Source organism: Exiguobacterium sp. s124, assembly GCF_018617485.1.
GTDB classification, from domain to species: Bacteria; Bacillota; Bacilli; order Exiguobacteriales; family Exiguobacteriaceae; genus Exiguobacterium; species Exiguobacterium aestuarii.
This window is the reverse complement of the sequence record NZ_JACSKH010000005.1, coordinates 1-16,582: the sequence shown is the minus strand read 5'-3', so window position 1 is coordinate 16,582 and position 16,582 is coordinate 1. Positions and strand designations below refer to the sequence as shown.

The following is a 16,582-nucleotide window of genomic DNA, read 5'->3' as shown; positions in this document are numbered from 1 at the left end:
TTCCTCCCACATAATGAAGGGATTGAAGGTGAGCAGTATTCACCGACAACCCCAGAGACTAACAATTAGTCTTCAATTACAATACCCATACTACGTGCAGTACCTTCAACCATAAGCATCGCTGTTTCTACAGATGATGCGTTAAGGTCAGGCATTTTAAGTTCAGCGATTTCGCGAACTTTGTCACGCTTAACCGTTGCTACTTTCTTACGGTTTGGTTCACCAGAACCACTCTCGATACCAGCAGCTTTCTTCAAAAGAACTGCAGCTGGTGGAGTTTTCGTAATGAATGTAAACGAACGATCTTCGTATACCGTGATGACTACAGGAATAATCAATCCGGCTTGGTCTTGTGTACGAGCGTTGAACTCTTTACAGAATCCCATGATGTTAACACCTGCTTGACCAAGTGCTGGACCTACTGGTGGTGCTGGGTTAGCTTTACCAGCTGGGATTTGAAGTTTAACGAGTTTAGAAACTTTTTTCGCCACGAGACACACCTCCTTAAGTCTAAAATGTGGTTTCTTGGACGTTGTGCGCCCTCCCACTCAATCTATTAGGTCGAGTTTGTACCGAAATATAGCACAACATCAAACATTTTCGATTGTACCATCCGTTTCACGGATTAGCAAGTGGGTTTAGTTAATTTTCTGAACTTGTTCGAAATCAAGCTCAATTTTTGTTTCACGACCGAACATGTCGACCACGACTTTGAGCTTCTCTTTGTCAGCTTCAATCTCATCGATTGTACCTTCAAAGTTCTCGAACGCGCCTTCTTTCACGCGGACAAGGTCACCGAGCTCGTAGTTGTAACGATCTTTCTTCTCGATGAGACCCATTTGTGACAAGACGTTTGTCACTTCGTCCGGTTGAAGCGGGATTGGTTTTGCTCCGCCACCCGTTGAACCGAGGAAGCCGGTGACGTTAGGCGTGTTGCGGACAACATACCATGAATCGTCAGTCATGACCATCTCTACGAACACGTAGCCCGGGAAACTTTTGACTTCACGCTCTTTAATTTTCTTTTCGCCACTCTTTAATGTGACTTCTTCTTGCGTCGTTTCAGTCGGGACGAGGACGCGGAAAATTTTATCTTCCATGTTCATCGAACCGATTCGACGTTCTAGGTTTTCTTTGACGTTATTCTCAAAACCTGAGTACGTCTGGACAACAAACCACTGTTTCTCCACGGCTTTCACCTCTTCCTTAGTTAATCAATAAATTGACGAGATAGCTGACTCCAGTATCTACGCCGAACACGAACAGGCCAATCACGACAACGGTCGCGATGACGGTAACGGTATATTTCGTGAGTTCTTTACGAGTTGGCCAACTCGTTTTTTTCAACTCTTTCCATACGTCGCGCAAAAAGTTCATGGTAGCTTCCTCCTACATTGAATGCCAATCTACGTTACTTTGATTCTCGATGCATCGTATGCGCGTTACAGCGGCGACAAAACTTTTTCATTTCAAGCCGTGTCGACACACCATCTTTTTTTGTCGTCGAATACTCCCGAGACCCGCATTCTGAGCAAGCGAGACTTACTTTCTTTGCCATTCATAAGCGCCCCTTTCGACTAATCCCTCTTAAAAAAGAGCGAAAAAAAAAACGCCTCCTGTAAATGGCGTCTACGGACAAGGCGCTGCTTTTAAAGTATCACATAGGAGGCACGCGGTCAATCATCGGTTAGCTCGTGAGCATTCGGACGTCGACATGGCGTTCAAACTTCTTCTTCACGCGCTGTAACGCATTATCAATCGATTTGACATGACGGTCGAGGTCGTCTGAAATCTCTTGGTAAGAACGTCCGTCTAAATAAAGACGCAACACCTTCCGCTCGAGATCACTTAAAATCTCATCCATCTTCGCTTCCATAAATGTCTGTTCTTCTTGAGTCACGATCAGTTCCTGCGGGTCCGTCGGATGTGGTGGCAAAATGACATCGAGCAACGTCCGATCAGATTCTTCATCAAAAATCGGTTTATCGAGTGACACATATGAGTTGAGCGGAATATGTTTTTGACGTGTCGCCGTCTTGATTGCTGTAATCATCTGACGTGTGATGCACATCTCGGCAAAACTTTTGAACGAGGCGAGTCGCTCGTCTTTATAGTCCCGCACCCCTTTATAGAGACCGATCATGCCCTCTTGGACGATGTCCTCATGATCTGCACCAATCAAGAAATAAGAGCGGGCTTTTGCTCGAACAAAATACCGGTATCGTTCAATCAAAAACTCGAGCGCGTCGCTATCCCCTTCGTTGCGCGCCAATAAGACCAACTCTTCGTCTGACATTTTTTCAAACTGTTCGTACGGCCATCCGTTCATGCTCGTTACCCCCCGGCGATTGATCCTGAACTATGTAAGGTTGTGTCCCATTATAGGACTCCCTACTCCTATGCGTCAAACAAATTTCTAAAAATTCCGTCAATTAAATACTGTGTAACTCATATATGTAATAGTATACAACATTCCTTTGCAAAAAAATGTCAAAATCGAAACAAAGACGAGTCCATTTCATGAACTCGTCCGTGATTTCAGTCACCTTTTGATTTACGACGTCGCATTTCTTCAAATCGTTCTTGAATATGCGGAGGAATATCGATCGTTTTTCGATTCGATTGTTCCTTCTCTAACGAGAGGCGTTGTTGCTCAATCAGTGTTTTTGCATGCTTCCAATCTTTTAATAATTCGGTCGCGGGGACACGTAAGGCACCTTGGCCAAAAATGACCCACTGCTCGGTAAAGTCGTTCGTCGCGACGAATAATGTGACTAGTCGGTTATCCACCAGTTCGTGCGCCCGCCGCTCAATCCATTCGTCTGCCGTCTCATTTTCTTTTGTGTAGACGACATCGACACGACTTCGTTTTTCTTTCGATTCACGCCCGTATCGCATATGGGCATCGAAGACGATGGTGACTTCTTTCCCAGATACGGCCTGATATTCCGCCATCGCTTCAATTAACAAATTGCGCGCTTGGTCAAAATCCATATCGCGCAAACTTCTTAAATGCGGCCACGCCCCGATGATGTTATATCCGTCGACAAGAAGGAGCTCGCGTTTTTGGATACTCATGCTAACGGGTGACGTGAGCGATGCACTTCATACAGAAGGAGCGCCGCTGCAACAGATGCATTCAGTGACGTGACATGACCAACCATTGGTAAGTGAACGAGGAAGTCGCATGATTCACGCACGAGTCGGCTCATTCCCTTGCCTTCACTCCCGATGACCACGACAAGTGGCATATTCCCATCCAATCGACGATAATCCTGACTCTCTTTCGCATCGGTCCCAACGACCCATAATCCTTTTTCTTTCAACTCTTCGAGTGTCCGCGTCAAATTCGTCACGCGCGCAACCGGGATATGTTCAATCGCGCCAGTCGACGCTTTGGCGACCGTCTGAGTCAAACCGACGGAACGGCGTTTCGGAATAATGATTCCATGTGCCCCGACAGCATCCGCGGTCCGTAAAATCGAACCGAGGTTGTGTGGGTCTTCGAGTTCATCTAACAAAATAAAGAGCGGTGTCTCTTCTTTTGAAGCGGCGAGCGCGAACATGTCCTCGATTGTTTTATACTCATAAGCCGCGACGGCCGCTACAACACCTTGGTGATGTTCACTACCAGCCATCTTCTCGAGTTTTGTTTTCGGTACGAATGACACTTGGACGGATGCTTCATTCGCCATCGAGATGATTTGAGCGAGCGGTCCTTTTTGTTGCCCTTCCATAACAAACACTTTGTTCATGTCGCGACCGCTTCGAAGTGCTTCGAGTACAGGGTTTCGACCGTAAAGAAAATCGATTCCTTCCTCCATCACGTCTACTTCCTTATAGTCCGGTCGTTCCGCCTTCTGATGGCGTGAACGTTCTGGACGTTCCCCGCGAGGACGGTCAAACTTTCGTTTTTCCGCGCCCCGTTTTTCGTCATGTCGTTTCGGTCGACTCGGTTTCGAGTCGTTCGAACGCTTGTTTGATGAGTTCTTCAAGACGATCCCTTCTTTCTGTTAAGTAGATATAGCCAATCAATGCCTCAAATGCCGTAGAGTAACGATACGTATGGACGTCGACCCGCTTCGGAATCGAGCCTGACTTCGCATTCTTACCACGTCTGACGACGGCTTGCTCTTCTTCTGTCAACACGTCCGTCTCAAGCCAATAGGTCACGACGCTTGCTTGCGCCCGCGCGTTCACGTAACGGACTGCCCCTCGATGCAAATCGTTCGGGCGCGTCAACCCTTTCTCGAGCAGCCTTTCTCGTACGGCCAATTCATACACCACGTCACCCATATAGGCGAGCGCGAGAGCATTCATTTGTTTCGGTTGCATCATAACCGTTTCCACCGAACCCCTTGGGCCGTGTCTTCGAGTTGGATGTTTTGTTCTTTCAGTAAATCACGAATCTCGTCAGCGCGGGCAAAGTTACGTGCCGCGCGTGCGTCGTTTCGTTCTTGAATCAATTGATCAATCTCGGCATCGAGCAATTCTTTCTCTTCAGCGAGCGTCAATCCGAGCACACCTGTCAATTCGTCGAATAACGAGAGAACTTGTTCGAGTGTCGTTTTTGCCACATGGTCCGCCTTGGCGTAAATGTTCGCTTCTCTTGCTAAGTCAAAGAGGACAGTCATAGCATTTGCCGTATTGATATCATCATCCATCGATTCGATGAACGACGTCTTGATCGCTTCAAGTTTCCGCTCCATTGACTCGCTCGGCTCACCAAGTCCAGCCGTTACCGATAAACGATATTCGATGTTTTGATACGCTTCTTTGATTCGACTCCAACCGTTTGCCGCCTGTTCAATCAATTCACGACTGTAGTTGATTGGATGACGATAATGGACCGACAACATGAAGAAACGAAGGACCATCGGATCGACTTCTTTCAATGCCTCGTGGACGAGTAGGAAGTTGCCGAGCGATTTAGACATCTTCTCGTTTTCAATGTTGATGAATCCGTTATGCAGCCAGTAGTTGGCAAACTTCGCATGGTTGCACGCTTCTGACTGGGCAATCTCATTCTCGTGGTGTGGGAATTTCAAGTCATGACCGCCCGCATGAATATCAATCGTTGCTCCGAGATGCTTTTTCGCCATGGCCGAGCATTCGATATGCCAGCCTGGTCGTCCTTTACCCCATGGACTATCCCATGAAGGCTCGTCTGGTTTAGCGGCTTTCCATAAGACGAAATCGAGCGGGTCTTCTTTCTTTTCTCCGACATCGACGCGCGAGCCAGCACGTAAATCTTCGATGGACTGTTGACTTAATTTCCCGTACGTTTCAAACTTCTTCGTCCGGAAATATACATCGCCTTCTGATTCATAAGCGAACCCTTCTGTCTCTAACTGACGAATGAACTCGATGATTTCTTCCATTGTATCCGTCACACGTGGGTGTACGTCTGCCGGTTGTACGTTCAATGCTCCCGTATCAGCTAAATAAGCTTCAATGTAACGGTTTGTCAACGTCTCCGTGTCTTCCCCCAACTCGTTGGCGGTGCGAATGATTTTGTCGTCTACGTCCGTGAAGTTCAAAACGTATTTCACTTCGTACCCACGATATGTCAGATAACGACGTACCGTATCAAAAGCGATGGCTGGTCGGGCATTTCCCACATGGATGTAGTTATAGACGGTCGGTCCGCAAACATACATCGATACTTTACCCGGAACGATCGGGACAAACGGTTCTTTTTTATTCGTGAGACTGTTGTACAGCTGAATCATGTGTCTTTTCCTCCATTCGCTTTTCAAGCGTCTCTAATTTATGTTGAAGTTCTGCCACAGCATTTTCAAGACGTTCTTGGCACTCACGGTCTGGATCAGGTAAACGGTGATCTAAATCATGTTGCTTCACCCGCTTACCGTTTCGAATGACAACACGACCTGGAATCCCGACCACGGTCGAATCAGACGGCACATCGTTCAACACGACCGAGCTTGCCCCGATTTTGACGCAATCGCCAATCGTGATGTTTCCAAGCACTTTCGCCCCGGCTGAAATGAGAACGTCACTTCCAATCGTCGGGTGTCGCTTCCCTTTCTCTTTCCCTGTTCCACCGAGTGTGACGCCCTGGTAAATCGTCACGTCATTTCCGATAATGGCCGTCTCTCCGATGACGACGCCAAAGCCATGATCGATGAACACGCGATCACCAAGGACAGCTCCCGGATGAATTTCAATCCCGGTTACCCAACGACTGAACTGGGCTAATAACTTGGCCACCAGCTTCACGTTACGTCTCCATAATCCGTGTGCGATGCGATGTGTCCATATGGCGTGTAGACCTGGATACGTCAGTGCCACCTCTACTTTTGAACGAGCGGCAGGGTCAAGTTCCAGGACAGTCCGCAAATCTTCGCGTACACTGCTCCAAAATCCCATAATTGATATCTCCTTTTCTTATACAAAAACAAAGACGCCCCTGTGCCAAGGCACAGAGACGCCGTAAGCGCGGTTCCACTCTGTTTGGGAAAAATATTCCCCTCTCAAGTCTCGTTAACGCCGAGTCGCGGCCTCGACTACATATCGCCGAGACGGCTCAGAGGTGCACTTCTTCGGGGGACACATCTAGAACTCCCAGCCTAGGTTCTAGTCTCTGCAAAGTGCCATACCGCTTACTTTCCTCATCGATGCCTTTATGCTAATAAAGTTGTCAGACGCTTTAAGACACGCTCTTTTCCGATTAACGAAATTGCGTTCGGGAGCTCTGGTCCATGTGTTTGTCCTGTCGTTGCGACACGGATTGGCATGAACAAGTTCTTTCCTTTTTGACCAGTTGCTTTTTGCGTCGCTTTCGTCGCCGCTTTAATCGCTTCTGGTGTGAAGTCTTCGATTCCTTCGAGCTGTTGTTTGAACTCTGCAAGGACAGCGGGAACCGTTTCTCCTGAAAGAACAGCATTCGCTTCCTCGTCATACTCGATTTCATCTTTGAAGAACAAGTCTGTCAACGCGACAATCTCTGCCCCGTGCGTCATTTGTTCTTTATACAATGCAATCAAGTTTGTTGCCCAATCTGCTTCTTCCACAGATACCGCCTCGGGTAATCGTCCTGCTTCTTGTAAGAATGGTAAACTGAGTGCCACTACTTCGTCAAGCGTGGCCTTCTTCATGTATACACTGTTGATCCAAGAAAGTTTTTGTTGGTCAAATACCGCTGGACTCTTCGACAAACGGTTCGCATCAAACATTTGAATAAACTCTTCTTTTGAGAAGATTTCTTCTTCTCCAACCGGCGACCAGCCAAGAAGGGAAATGAAGTTGAAGAGCGCTGCCGGCAAGTAACCGAGGTCCGCATATTGTTCGATAAACTGAATGATCGATTCGTCACGTTTTGATAGTTTCTTATGTTGATCGTTATAAATAAGCGTCATATGACCGAACTCAGGATATTCCCATCCAAGTGCGTCATATACCATCATCTGCTTTGGTGTGTTCGCAATGTGATCGTCTCCACGCAAGACGTGGCTGATTTTCATCAAGTGGTCATCGACGACAACCGCGAAGTTGTATGTTGGAATGCCATCTTGTTTCACGATGACCCAATCACCAAAGTCTTTCGACTCGAATGAGACGTCGCCTTTAACGACATCTGTCCACTTATACGTTACGACTTCCGGCACACGGATGCGAATCGACGGCTTGCGACCTTCTGCTTCAAACGCTTCACGTTCTTCGACAGTCAGATTGCGGTGTGCACCAGAATAACGTGGTGCCTCGCCGCGCGCAATTTGTGCTTCACGCTCTGCTTCGAGCTCCTCTGACGTCATGTAGCATTTGTAAGCGAGACCTTTGCTCATCAATTCGTTGACGTATTTCTCATAAAGTGAAAGACGTTCCATTTGGTAATATGGACCGTAATCTCCGTCACGACCCGGACCTTCATCCCAATCGATTCCGAGCCACTCCAAATACTTCATTTGACTCTCGACACCGTTCAACACATTTCGTTTTTGGTCCGTGTCTTCAATTCGAAGAATCAATTTCCCGCCTGCATGACGAGCAAATAAGTAGTTAAACAACGCAGTCCGCGCATTTCCGATGTGGAGATGCCCCGTCGGACTAGGCGCATAGCGTACACGCACTTCACTCATAATAGTTCCACCTTTCTTCTCTTCTGCCCAAATAGTATACCATTTCTGTCAAGCTCGGTTGAGTAAGATGACCGCTTGTGCCGCGATTCCTTCTTCACGCCCCGTAAAGCCAAGCTTCTCTGTCGTCGTCGCCTTCACGTTCACCTGTTCGATGTCCGCTTCGAGAAGATCGGCAATGACCGCCCGCATCTCATCAATATAAGGACGTAACTTCGGACGTTGTGCCATGACGGTCGCATCCACATTTCCAAGGACATACCCTTCGTCTTTCACAAGTTGCCACACGTGGCGAAGCAACACTTTCGAATCTGCATCTTTAAATTCAGGGTCCGTATCCGGGAAATGCTTCCCGATATCACCTGCCGCAATCGCACCGAGTGCCGCATCGGCAATCGTATGGAGTAATACGTCTGCATCTGAATGACCGAGCAGACCACGTTCGTGCGGAATCTCGATCCCTCCTAAAATTAGCGGACGTCCTTCCGCAAATGCGTGTACATCAAATCCTTGACCAATTCTCATTGTAAGTCCTCCTTCGCTAAAATCGCATCACCAAACAATAAATCTTCTGGCGTTGTCATCTTAATATTATGGTAGTCCCCAAGGACGACTTGTACAGTCTCACCAATCCATTCGAATAAGCTCGCATCATCCGTTCCCATCATCTGTTGTTCGACCGCCCGTTCATGAGCCGCTAAAATGGCATCGATCTGAAAGGCTTGCGGCGTTTGCGCCAACCATAAATTTTCACGGGGCACGGTTCGTTCGATTTGATGACGTTCGACTTGTTTGACCGTGTCCTTGACGGGTACCGCTAAGATGGCTCCACCTTGTAAGGCGGCTTCTGCCACTTGATGTAGCTGTTCGCGCTTTACAAATGGACGGGCACCATCATGAATCATCACAATCGTATCGGGTGCAACCACCTTGAGTCCTGCGTAAACACTTTGTTGTCGTTCTTCCCCACCTGTTACGTATGTAATCGGTGTTTCAACCTGTGTCGTCATCGCTTCAAACCATTCACGTTCCTCTGGACGAATCGCTAGAACGATTCGTTCACACCACGGATCGGTATCGAACGCTTGTAGCGTCCATACGATGATTGGTTTATCACGGAGCGACAACATAAGTTTATTCGCATCCGCCCCCATTCGTTTCCCTCTTCCCGCAGCCGGGATCACAACTGTATAAGATACTATGCTAAACACCTCTCTTCGTGAAAAAAGAGAGCGCTCACGCGTCTCTTTTTTGTTCGTTATTCAGGACGGGCAAAAATCATGCGACCTGCAGACGTCTGTAACACACTCGTCACGACGACAGGTAGCGTCTTCGAGATCAACTTACGTCCACCTTCTACGACGACCATCGTTCCGTCTTCGAGATAGGCAACGCCTTGATTTTGCTCTTTTCCTTCTTTAATGACCGTCACGACCATCTCTTCGCCTGGGATGACGATTTGTTTAACGGCATTCGCTAAGTCATTAATATTCAAGACCGGGACATTTCGAACTTCACATACTTTGTTTAAGTTATAGTCGTTCGTGACGACAATCCCATTTTTAAGCTCTGCCAATTTGATTAGTTTAATGTCGACTTCTGGTACGTCTTCAAAATCCCCATCATAAATTTCAACTTGGATTCGCTTATTCTCTTGAAGTTCCTTTAAAATATCAAGCCCACGACGACCACGGTTTCGTTTTAATGTATCCGACGAGTCCGCGATATATTGGAGTTCTCCGATGACGAACTGTGGAACAATCAATGTTCCTTCCACAAATCCAGTCGTTGCGATATCGGCGATTCGTCCATCGATAATCACGCTCGTATCTAAGATTTTATCATTTGAACGCTGAACCGGTTCAGCCGCCGGCTTCTCCCGCTCGCTCTTCACAAATAGCTTGATCCATTCGTTACGCTTCCGATATCCGACCGCGAATCCGAAGTAACCAAACAGCGCCGTGACAAAAATCGGGACGATTTTACTCAATAAGAAAATGTTCGTGACTTCGAGCGACACACTGATTAAAAAGGCAATCAAGAGTCCAATAATGAGGCCAATCGAACCGAATAAAATATCTCCTACCGGTAAACGGACGAGCCGTTCTTCGACAAAACGAATAAATGCAACAACACCATCGGTTAAGAATAAACTAAGAATGAAGAAGATAAGTCCACCAATCAAACTTGCTACGTATGGAATCGTTAACCATTCCGGCACATTCATGCCGAAGTCTCCTAATAATAGCGTCGCTTCGATAATTCCAAACCAACCTACGACGAGACCAATCAAAATAAATCCGATTCGTACTGCAATCTTCACTCATTCCACCTCCTTCTATATGAAATAAAATTTCAAAAAATAACACTTACATTGTAACATGATTTTTTCAATCACGTTCGTTACAAAGCGTTAAAAACTGCCATTGGCGACCCGTTAAAACGGGATCGCCAACTGCAATGCTTCGTCTACCGTTCCGACGCCAACCACTTCAATTCCTGCCGGAGCCGTCCATCCACCCATGTTGTTTTTCGGAATGATGGCACGTGTGAATCCTAGTTTTGCGGCTTCGGCGACACGTTGTTCAATCCGCGATACGCGTCGCACTTCTCCGGTCAACCCGACTTCACCGATGCAGACATCCGTCGGACGAGTCGGGCGATCGCGGAAACTCGAGGCAATCGAGACACAAATCGCGAGGTCAATCGCAGGCTCATCTAACTTGACGCCACCCGCTGCTTTCAAATAGGCATCTTGTGTTTGAAGCAACAAGCCTGAACGTTTCTCAAGGACAGCCATCAAAAGCGCGACGCGGTTTTGGTCGATCCCTGTCGCCATACGTCTCGGATTCCCGAATGATGTCGGGGAGATGAGGGCCTGTAGTTCAACGAGTACCGTCCTTGTCCCTTCCATCGAAGCGACGACCGTAGACCCCGACACACCGGCGGTTCGTTCTTCTAGGAAGATTTCGGACGGGTTGAGCACTTCTTCTAGCCCGCTCTCTTTCATCTCGAAAATTCCAATCTCGTTCGTTGAACCAAAACGGTTTTTCACTGCTCGTAAAATACGGAAGGTATGATGACGCTCCCCTTCAAAGTAAAGTACCGCATCAACCATGTGCTCGAGTAGCCGCGGCCCCGCAATCGATCCTTGTTTCGTCACGTGACCGACGATGAAGACAGCAATCCCTCGCGTCTTCGCAATCTTCATGAGGGCTGCCGTACATTCTCGAACTTGCGACACACTTCCTGGCGCAGATTGAATCTCATCCATATATACCGTTTGAATCGAGTCGATGATGACGAATCCTGGTTGTTCCTCATCGATGACCCGTTCAATCATCAACATATCTGTCTCAGCGAGCACAAACAAGTCTTCGGTCGGTAACCCGAGACGCTCCGCCCGCAGTTTCGTCTGTTTGAGTGATTCCTCACCTGAGATATACAGTACTTTCTTACCGCTGTGGGCTAAATGTGCACTGACTTGTAGTAGAATCGTCGACTTCCCGATTCCTGGGTCACCCCCGACTAAGACAAGGGAACCCGGAACAATCCCTCCACCGAGCACCCGGTCAAACTCACGACTATTTGTGTGCACACGCGTCTCTTCTTGCGAGACGACGTTCGCTAGTCGCTCCGGCTTCAATTGTCGGGATGAACTGTGCACAAAAGCTGCACCCCGTTTCGCTTTCTTCTCCTCGACAAACTCCTCGACGAGCGTATTCCATTCATTACAACCCGGACAGCGCCCCATCCATTTGGCTGATTCATATCCACACGATTGGCAGACGTATTTCGTTTTAATTTTGGCCATAAGTTTCCTTCCTGTCTAAAAAAAGCTCCCTCATGAACGACGAGGGAGCTAAATGATTTACTGAACCACACCTTCGTTACGAACGACAAACTCTCCATCTTGTACGTCGAGCGCAACTTTACTACCTTTGGCAATGGTACCGCCAAGCATTGCTTCTGAGAGGCGATCTTCCACCTCTCGTTGAAGGGCACGACGGAGAGGGCGAGCCCCGTATTCCGGATCGTAGCCGACTTCGGCAATCTTGTCGAGCGCCGCATCCGTCAAGCTGAAATCAACACCTTGTTCGGCGAGACGTTTTTTAAGTGTCTCTGCCATAAGTTTAATGATTTCTTGAATATGCTCTTTTTGAAGGGAATGGAAGACCGTGATTTCGTCAATCCGGTTCAAGAACTCAGGTCGGAACGCCTTTTTCAATTCCTCGAGTACTTTATCCTTCATTTCTGTATACTCACGTTTCACATCATCTTCGACTGTGAATCCTACATATTTATTACGTTGAAGCGCTGCGGCCCCGACGTTTGATGTCATGATGATGACCGTGTTTCGGAAGTCGACCGTGCGACCTTTCGAGTCCGTCAAGCGACCATCATCAAGCACTTGAAGTAAAATATTGAACACTTCAGGGTGCGCTTTTTCAATCTCATCGAGAAGAATGACTGAGTATGGTTTTCGGCGTACTTTCTCTGTTAACTGACCGCCTTCTTCGTAACCGACATATCCAGGAGGCGAACCAACGAGACGGCTCGTCGCATGTTTCTCCATGTACTCCGACATGTCAATTCGAATAATCGCGTCCTCATCACCAAACATCGCTTCTGCAACCGCACGAGCGAGTTCGGTTTTCCCGACTCCAGTAGGTCCGAGGAAGATGAATGAACCGATTGGACGTTTTGGATCTTTCAAGCCGGCACGAGCCCGACGGATGGCGCGAGAGATCGACTTCACAGCATCGTCTTGACCGATGACACGGTTGTGAAGGATTGATTCGAGTTTAAGGAGACGGTCTGTCTCTTCTTCCGCAATCTTCGTGACCGGTACACCTGTCCAGTTTGCGACAACTTGAGCGATATCTTCTTTCGTCACTTCAAGCTTTTCATTGCCTTGCTTGTTCTGCCACTCCGTTTTTAACTCTTCCAACTCATCACGTAACTTTTGTTCCGTGTCACGGAGAGATGCTGCTTTTTCAAACTCTTGGCTTTGAACAGCTGAGTCTTTTTCTTTACGAATCGACTCGAGACGCGACTCCAATTCTTTTAAGTTCGGTGGCGCGGTGAATGAGCGAAGTCGTACTTTTGATGCTGCCTCATCAACAAGATCAATCGCTTTATCTGGCAAGAAACGATCTGAGATATAACGGTCAGACAGAACGACTGCCTCATGAATCGCTGTGTCCGTGATGGTTACACGGTGATGTGCCTCATAGCGATCACGTAAACCGAAAAGAATTTGCTCAGCTTCTTCTGTTGTCGGCTCATTTACCTGAATCGGTTGGAAGCGTCGTTCAAGCGCAGCATCTTTCTCGATATATTTCCGGTACTCATCAAGCGTTGTCGCTCCAATACATTGAAGCTCGCCACGGGCCAATGAAGGTTTAAGGATGTTCGATGCATCAATCGCACCTTCTGCACCACCCGCACCAATCAATGTGTGCAACTCATCGATGAAGAGAATAACATTTCCAGCCTGACGAATTTCGTCCATGACCTTCTTCAAACGATCTTCGAATTCGCCACGATACTTTGTCCCCGCTACGAGTGTACCCATGTCGAGTACCATCACTCGTTTATTGCGAAGTGTTTCAGGTACTTCGTTGTTGATGATTTGTTGGGCGAGGCCTTCAACTACAGCTGTTTTCCCGACACCTGGTTCCCCAATAAGAACCGGGTTGTTTTTCGTACGACGAGATAAGACTTCAATGACACGTTGAATCTCACCTGCTCGTCCGATGACCGGGTCTAATCGTGACTCACGTGCTTGTTGCGTCAAGTCGCGTGCCAATCCATCAAGTGTTGGGGTTGCAGCGCTCGCGCCTGGTTGCGAGGCGTTTGAAGAAGACTCCGTGTTACCGAGAAGCTGCAATACTTGTTGACGAGCTTTCGTTAAGCTGATTCCAAGGTTATTGAGGACGCGTGCCGCGACACCTTCTCCTTCACGAATCAATCCAAGAAGAATATGTTCCGTTCCAACGTATGAATGTCCTAATTTCCGTGCCTCATCCATCGAGAGTTCAATGACCTTTTTCGCACGTGGTGTATAATGAATCGTTGATCCATTCTCAGAACCGCGCCCGATTAATGATTCTACTTCTTGTTGAATTTTTTCAGAAGTCAATCCGAGAGCGAAGAGCGCTTTTGCAGCGATTCCTTCTCCTTCACGAACCAATCCTAATAAAATATGTTCTGTACCAATATTATGATGGCCAAGACGTACTGCTTCCTCTTGTGCTAAAGCTAATACGCGCTGTGCTCGTTCTGTAAAACGTCCAAACATCATTGACAAAACCTCCTTATAGTTGGATCAAACTAAGCCTTGATCTAACGTTCGACGAACGAGGGTTGCTCGCTCTCGATCCCGTTCTTGTGTAGATAATGTTTTCCCGAAATGCTTTTGTAGAAAACCTGATTGTAGTTGAACGATGAGTTCATGGAACTTCGGTGGACTCCAATCAGATAAAATCCCTAGGTCACTCGCCAAATGTAAATCAGATAATCTTTCGATCGCCTCAGTAGAAGAAAGTAGTTTAGCATATCTTAAAATACCGTATGACCGATAAAATCGATCTTCTAATTCCTCCTGACGATTCGCAACGAGTTCTTCACGCGCATGGCGTTCTGCTTGAATCACTTGTTCTGTCACTTCCATGAAGTCGGCCAGTAATTGTGATTCATGACTTCCTAATGTCCGTTGATTCGACAATTGGAACAAGCGTCCGGCAGCATCGCTCCCTTCACCGTAACGACCTCGAATCGTATAACCGAGCTTTCGAAGCTCTCGCAAAATCGGACTAATCCGTCCCGTTAAGGTGAGTCCCGGCAAGTGTAACATGACCGAGGCCCGGAGTCCTGTTCCGATATTGCTTGGACATGTCGTCAAATATCCTAATTGCTCATCAAACGCATACGGGAGAGATTCTGCGCATAATGCGTCTACTTGCTTCGCTAACTCAAACGCTTCTTTCACTTGATATCCTGGAAGCAGCGTTTGAATGCGTAGATGGTCTTCTTCATTAATCAACACGCTGATTGTCTCATCTTCACTTAAGAAGACCGCACTCTCTTCATTTGTTGCAACAGCCGGGCTAATCAAGTGTTTCTCCATCAAAGCCTGTCGTGTTACTTCATCATAATCACGCATATGAAGATATTCAAATCCCTTTAACCCACGTAGACTCCCTTCGAGACGATCACAAAGTTGTCGTTCGCCTTCTTTAGAAAGTACGGGAGAGAATACCGTGTCTTTGACGTTACGTGCCAGTCGAATTCTCGTAGAAACGACCAAGTCATCGAGTTTGGCACGCTCTTTCATTTTTGGACCAAGTGGATGTGTTAGGAAAGTTTCCATTATACATCTCCCTGCCCTTCTAATTGCTTCATTTCTTTTTGAATGCGTGCTGCCCGTTCATAATCTTCTTGTTCGACAGCGCGGGTCAACTCCCCTGCCAACTTTTCGAGTCGTTCTTCAATCCGTTCATGAGGCGTGCGCAAATAGTCGGGGATCGATCCAATGTGATGATCGTGCCCTTGTTGATATTGACGAGTAATCTTGATCAACTCATCCCGAAATACGGTATAACATGTTGCGCATCCTGCTTTTCGTACACTCAATAAGTCTTGGCGTGTCATCTGGCAAGTCGGACACCGCTTCACGACCGGTACATAACCCGTCATGAGTTCTACCGTACATTGCCGACATAATCGTTTTTTTACGGGTACATCTTGTTCCATCACAACGACTTCATTGACAGCAGGTCGTTGTTTACAGCGTTCGCATAACATACGACTTATCCCCCATTACGATAACGAAGTACTTTCATCAGTGCGAGTAATTGTTGACGTCGAATAAAAAAGCGATCATCAACCTGTAAGTTTAACGCTTCATCTGATAAGAGATGATAGATCAACTGTGCTTCTTGCTCATCCATCATTTGTTCTTCCACTAATCGAACGAGCACATTTTCAACGAGCTGTTCATTTAGACGTGGGTGATTATGAATGACATCCATTAAACTTGAAAGAACGTCTTGTTTTTCGTGTAAAATGACGCGTCGGATTCGAATATACCCGCCACCGCCACGTTTACTTTCTACTAAATATCCTTTTTCGACGGTGAAACGTGTGTTGATGACATAATTGATTTGGGATGGAACACATTCGAATCGTTGTGCGATGTCTTGACGTTTAATCTCGATCGCATTTGCCTGACTTTCCTTCAACACTTGCTTCAAATACTGTTCAATGACATCCGAAATATTTCTCATCTCCACCACCCTCTGACCATCTTTGACTTTTGACTATATTTTATCATTGATTTAAAAAAAGGCAAACGAAAAGCGATGCCCTCTATAAAGAGCACCGCTAATCGATACAAAAAAACGACCGAGCGTTATGCTCGGTCGTCCTCTGCGTTGTTGCCTGGCAACGTCCTATCCTCACAGGGGGAGATCCCCCAACTA

The 16,582-nt window shown here is 47.1% G+C and carries 19 protein-coding genes and 1 other annotated feature; all 19 genes read right to left on the bottom strand.

Annotated elements, in window-relative coordinates; genetic code table 11:
- Nucleotides 1-65: 65 nt before the first annotated feature.
- Nucleotides 66-491: a 50S ribosomal protein L11 gene (rplK, locus tag KNO85_RS13970; protein ID WP_012727690.1), complete on the bottom strand. Its 426-nt coding sequence runs from the start codon at nucleotides 489-491 to the stop codon at nucleotides 66-68.
- 147 nt (nucleotides 492-638) lie between these two features.
- Nucleotides 639-1,190 carry a transcription termination/antitermination protein NusG gene (gene nusG / locus KNO85_RS13965; RefSeq protein WP_012727691.1) on the bottom strand — a complete coding sequence of 184 codons (552 nt, stop codon included), beginning with the start codon at nucleotides 1,188-1,190 and terminating at the stop codon, nucleotides 639-641.
- Between the two features lie 16 nt (nucleotides 1,191-1,206).
- Nucleotides 1,207-1,377 (bottom strand): preprotein translocase subunit SecE, encoded by a 171-nt coding sequence (gene secE / locus KNO85_RS13960; protein WP_074032412.1) that lies wholly within the window; start codon nucleotides 1,375-1,377, stop codon nucleotides 1,207-1,209.
- A 34-nt stretch (nucleotides 1,378-1,411) separates the two neighbouring features.
- Complete coding sequence (gene rpmG / locus KNO85_RS13955) at nucleotides 1,412-1,558, bottom strand: 50S ribosomal protein L33 (protein WP_026824819.1); 147 nt, start codon at nucleotides 1,556-1,558, stop codon at nucleotides 1,412-1,414.
- Nucleotides 1,559-1,687: 129 nt separating this feature from the next.
- Nucleotides 1,688-2,329, bottom strand: a complete 642-nt coding sequence (gene sigH, locus KNO85_RS13950) for an RNA polymerase sporulation sigma factor SigH (protein ID WP_031421852.1) — start codon at nucleotides 2,327-2,329, stop codon at nucleotides 1,688-1,690.
- A gap of 209 nt (nucleotides 2,330-2,538) precedes the next feature.
- Nucleotides 2,539-3,078, bottom strand: coding sequence for an NYN domain-containing protein (locus tag KNO85_RS13945; protein WP_214791058.1), 540 nt, complete (start codon nucleotides 3,076-3,078; stop codon nucleotides 2,539-2,541).
- Complete coding sequence (rlmB, locus tag KNO85_RS13940) at nucleotides 3,075-3,824, bottom strand: 23S rRNA (guanosine(2251)-2'-O)-methyltransferase RlmB (RefSeq protein ID WP_214791111.1); 750 nt, start codon at nucleotides 3,822-3,824, stop codon at nucleotides 3,075-3,077. The genes KNO85_RS13945 and rlmB overlap by 4 nt, the downstream gene beginning before the upstream one ends.
- 109 nt (nucleotides 3,825-3,933) lie before the next feature.
- On the bottom strand, nucleotides 3,934-4,338 hold the full coding sequence (locus tag KNO85_RS13935) for a Mini-ribonuclease 3 (RefSeq protein WP_214791056.1): 405 nt from the start codon (nucleotides 4,336-4,338) through the stop codon (nucleotides 3,934-3,936).
- A complete protein-coding gene (cysS, locus tag KNO85_RS13930; protein WP_214791054.1) occupies nucleotides 4,335-5,732 on the bottom strand; it encodes a cysteine--tRNA ligase in 1,398 nt (465 codons plus the stop codon). The genes KNO85_RS13935 and cysS overlap by 4 nt, the downstream gene beginning before the upstream one ends.
- Entirely contained in the window at nucleotides 5,701-6,390 is a 690-nt protein-coding gene (gene cysE / locus KNO85_RS13925) for a serine O-acetyltransferase (RefSeq protein WP_214791052.1), read from the bottom strand. Before cysE ends, cysS begins: the two co-directional genes overlap by 32 nt.
- Before the next feature lie 51 nt (nucleotides 6,391-6,441).
- Nucleotides 6,442-6,648: a binding site (T-box leader), on the bottom strand.
- Nucleotides 6,645-8,102, bottom strand: a complete 1,458-nt coding sequence (gene gltX, locus KNO85_RS13920) for a glutamate--tRNA ligase (protein ID WP_214791109.1) — start codon at nucleotides 8,100-8,102, stop codon at nucleotides 6,645-6,647. (Overlaps the previous feature by 4 nt.)
- 45 nt (nucleotides 8,103-8,147) lie before the next feature.
- A complete protein-coding gene (gene ispF / locus KNO85_RS13915) occupies nucleotides 8,148-8,621 on the bottom strand; it encodes a 2-C-methyl-D-erythritol 2,4-cyclodiphosphate synthase (protein WP_214791050.1) in 474 nt (157 codons plus the stop codon).
- Nucleotides 8,618-9,298: a 2-C-methyl-D-erythritol 4-phosphate cytidylyltransferase gene (ispD, locus tag KNO85_RS13910; protein ID WP_214791107.1), complete on the bottom strand. Its 681-nt coding sequence runs from the start codon at nucleotides 9,296-9,298 to the stop codon at nucleotides 8,618-8,620. The genes ispF and ispD overlap by 4 nt, the downstream gene beginning before the upstream one ends.
- Nucleotides 9,299-9,354: 56 nt before the next feature.
- Complete coding sequence (locus KNO85_RS13905; RefSeq protein ID WP_214791040.1) at nucleotides 9,355-10,419, bottom strand: PIN/TRAM domain-containing protein; 1,065 nt, start codon at nucleotides 10,417-10,419, stop codon at nucleotides 9,355-9,357.
- Nucleotides 10,420-10,533: 114 nt separating this feature from the next.
- Nucleotides 10,534-11,910 carry a DNA repair protein RadA gene (gene radA / locus KNO85_RS13900; RefSeq protein ID WP_074032385.1) on the bottom strand — a complete coding sequence of 459 codons (1,377 nt, stop codon included), beginning with the start codon at nucleotides 11,908-11,910 and terminating at the stop codon, nucleotides 10,534-10,536.
- Nucleotides 11,911-11,967: 57 nt separating this feature from the next.
- A complete protein-coding gene (clpC, locus tag KNO85_RS13895; RefSeq protein ID WP_214791038.1) occupies nucleotides 11,968-14,403 on the bottom strand; it encodes an ATP-dependent Clp protease ATP-binding subunit in 2,436 nt (811 codons plus the stop codon).
- 24 nt (nucleotides 14,404-14,427) lie between these two features.
- Nucleotides 14,428-15,471, bottom strand: coding sequence for a protein arginine kinase (locus tag KNO85_RS13890; RefSeq protein ID WP_214791030.1), 1,044 nt, complete (start codon nucleotides 15,469-15,471; stop codon nucleotides 14,428-14,430).
- Nucleotides 15,471-15,905, bottom strand: a complete 435-nt coding sequence (locus KNO85_RS13885) for a UvrB/UvrC motif-containing protein (RefSeq protein ID WP_214791028.1) — start codon at nucleotides 15,903-15,905, stop codon at nucleotides 15,471-15,473. Before KNO85_RS13885 ends, KNO85_RS13890 begins: the two co-directional genes overlap by 1 nt.
- Before the next feature lie 5 nt (nucleotides 15,906-15,910).
- Nucleotides 15,911-16,387 (bottom strand): CtsR family transcriptional regulator, encoded by a 477-nt coding sequence (locus tag KNO85_RS13880; protein ID WP_214791026.1) that lies wholly within the window; start codon nucleotides 16,385-16,387, stop codon nucleotides 15,911-15,913.
- Nucleotides 16,388-16,582 lie beyond the last annotated feature (195 nt).

Coding starts and splice junctions, on each gene's coding strand:
- secE (WP_074032412.1), bottom strand. CDS start 1,377: ATGAACTTTTTGCGCGACGTATGGAAAGAGTTGAAAAAAACGAGTTGG.
- rpmG (WP_026824819.1), bottom strand. CDS start 1,558: ATGGCAAAGAAAGTAAGTCTCGCTTGCTCAGAATGCGGGTCTCGGGAG.
- sigH (WP_031421852.1), bottom strand. CDS start 2,329: ATGAACGGATGGCCGTACGAACAGTTTGAAAAAATGTCAGACGAAGAG.
- KNO85_RS13945 (WP_214791058.1), bottom strand. CDS start 3,078: ATGAGTATCCAAAAACGCGAGCTCCTTCTTGTCGACGGATATAACATC.
- rlmB (WP_214791111.1), bottom strand. CDS start 3,824: ATGGAGGAAGGAATCGATTTTCTTTACGGTCGAAACCCTGTACTCGAA.
- KNO85_RS13935 (WP_214791056.1), bottom strand. CDS start 4,338: ATGATGCAACCGAAACAAATGAATGCTCTCGCGCTCGCCTATATGGGT.
- cysS (WP_214791054.1), bottom strand. CDS start 5,732: ATGATTCAGCTGTACAACAGTCTCACGAATAAAAAAGAACCGTTTGTC.
- cysE (WP_214791052.1), bottom strand. CDS start 6,390: ATGGGATTTTGGAGCAGTGTACGCGAAGATTTGCGGACTGTCCTGGAA.
- ispF (WP_214791050.1), bottom strand. CDS start 8,621: ATGAGAATTGGTCAAGGATTTGATGTACACGCATTTGCGGAAGGACGT.
- radA (WP_074032385.1), bottom strand. CDS start 11,910: ATGGCCAAAATTAAAACGAAATACGTCTGCCAATCGTGTGGATATGAA.
- clpC (WP_214791038.1), bottom strand. CDS start 14,403: ATGATGTTTGGACGTTTTACAGAACGAGCACAGCGCGTATTAGCTTTA.
- KNO85_RS13890 (WP_214791030.1), bottom strand. CDS start 15,471: ATGGAAACTTTCCTAACACATCCACTTGGTCCAAAAATGAAAGAGCGT.
- KNO85_RS13885 (WP_214791028.1), bottom strand. CDS start 15,905: ATGTTATGCGAACGCTGTAAACAACGACCTGCTGTCAATGAAGTCGTT.
- KNO85_RS13880 (WP_214791026.1), bottom strand. CDS start 16,387: ATGAGAAATATTTCGGATGTCATTGAACAGTATTTGAAGCAAGTGTTG.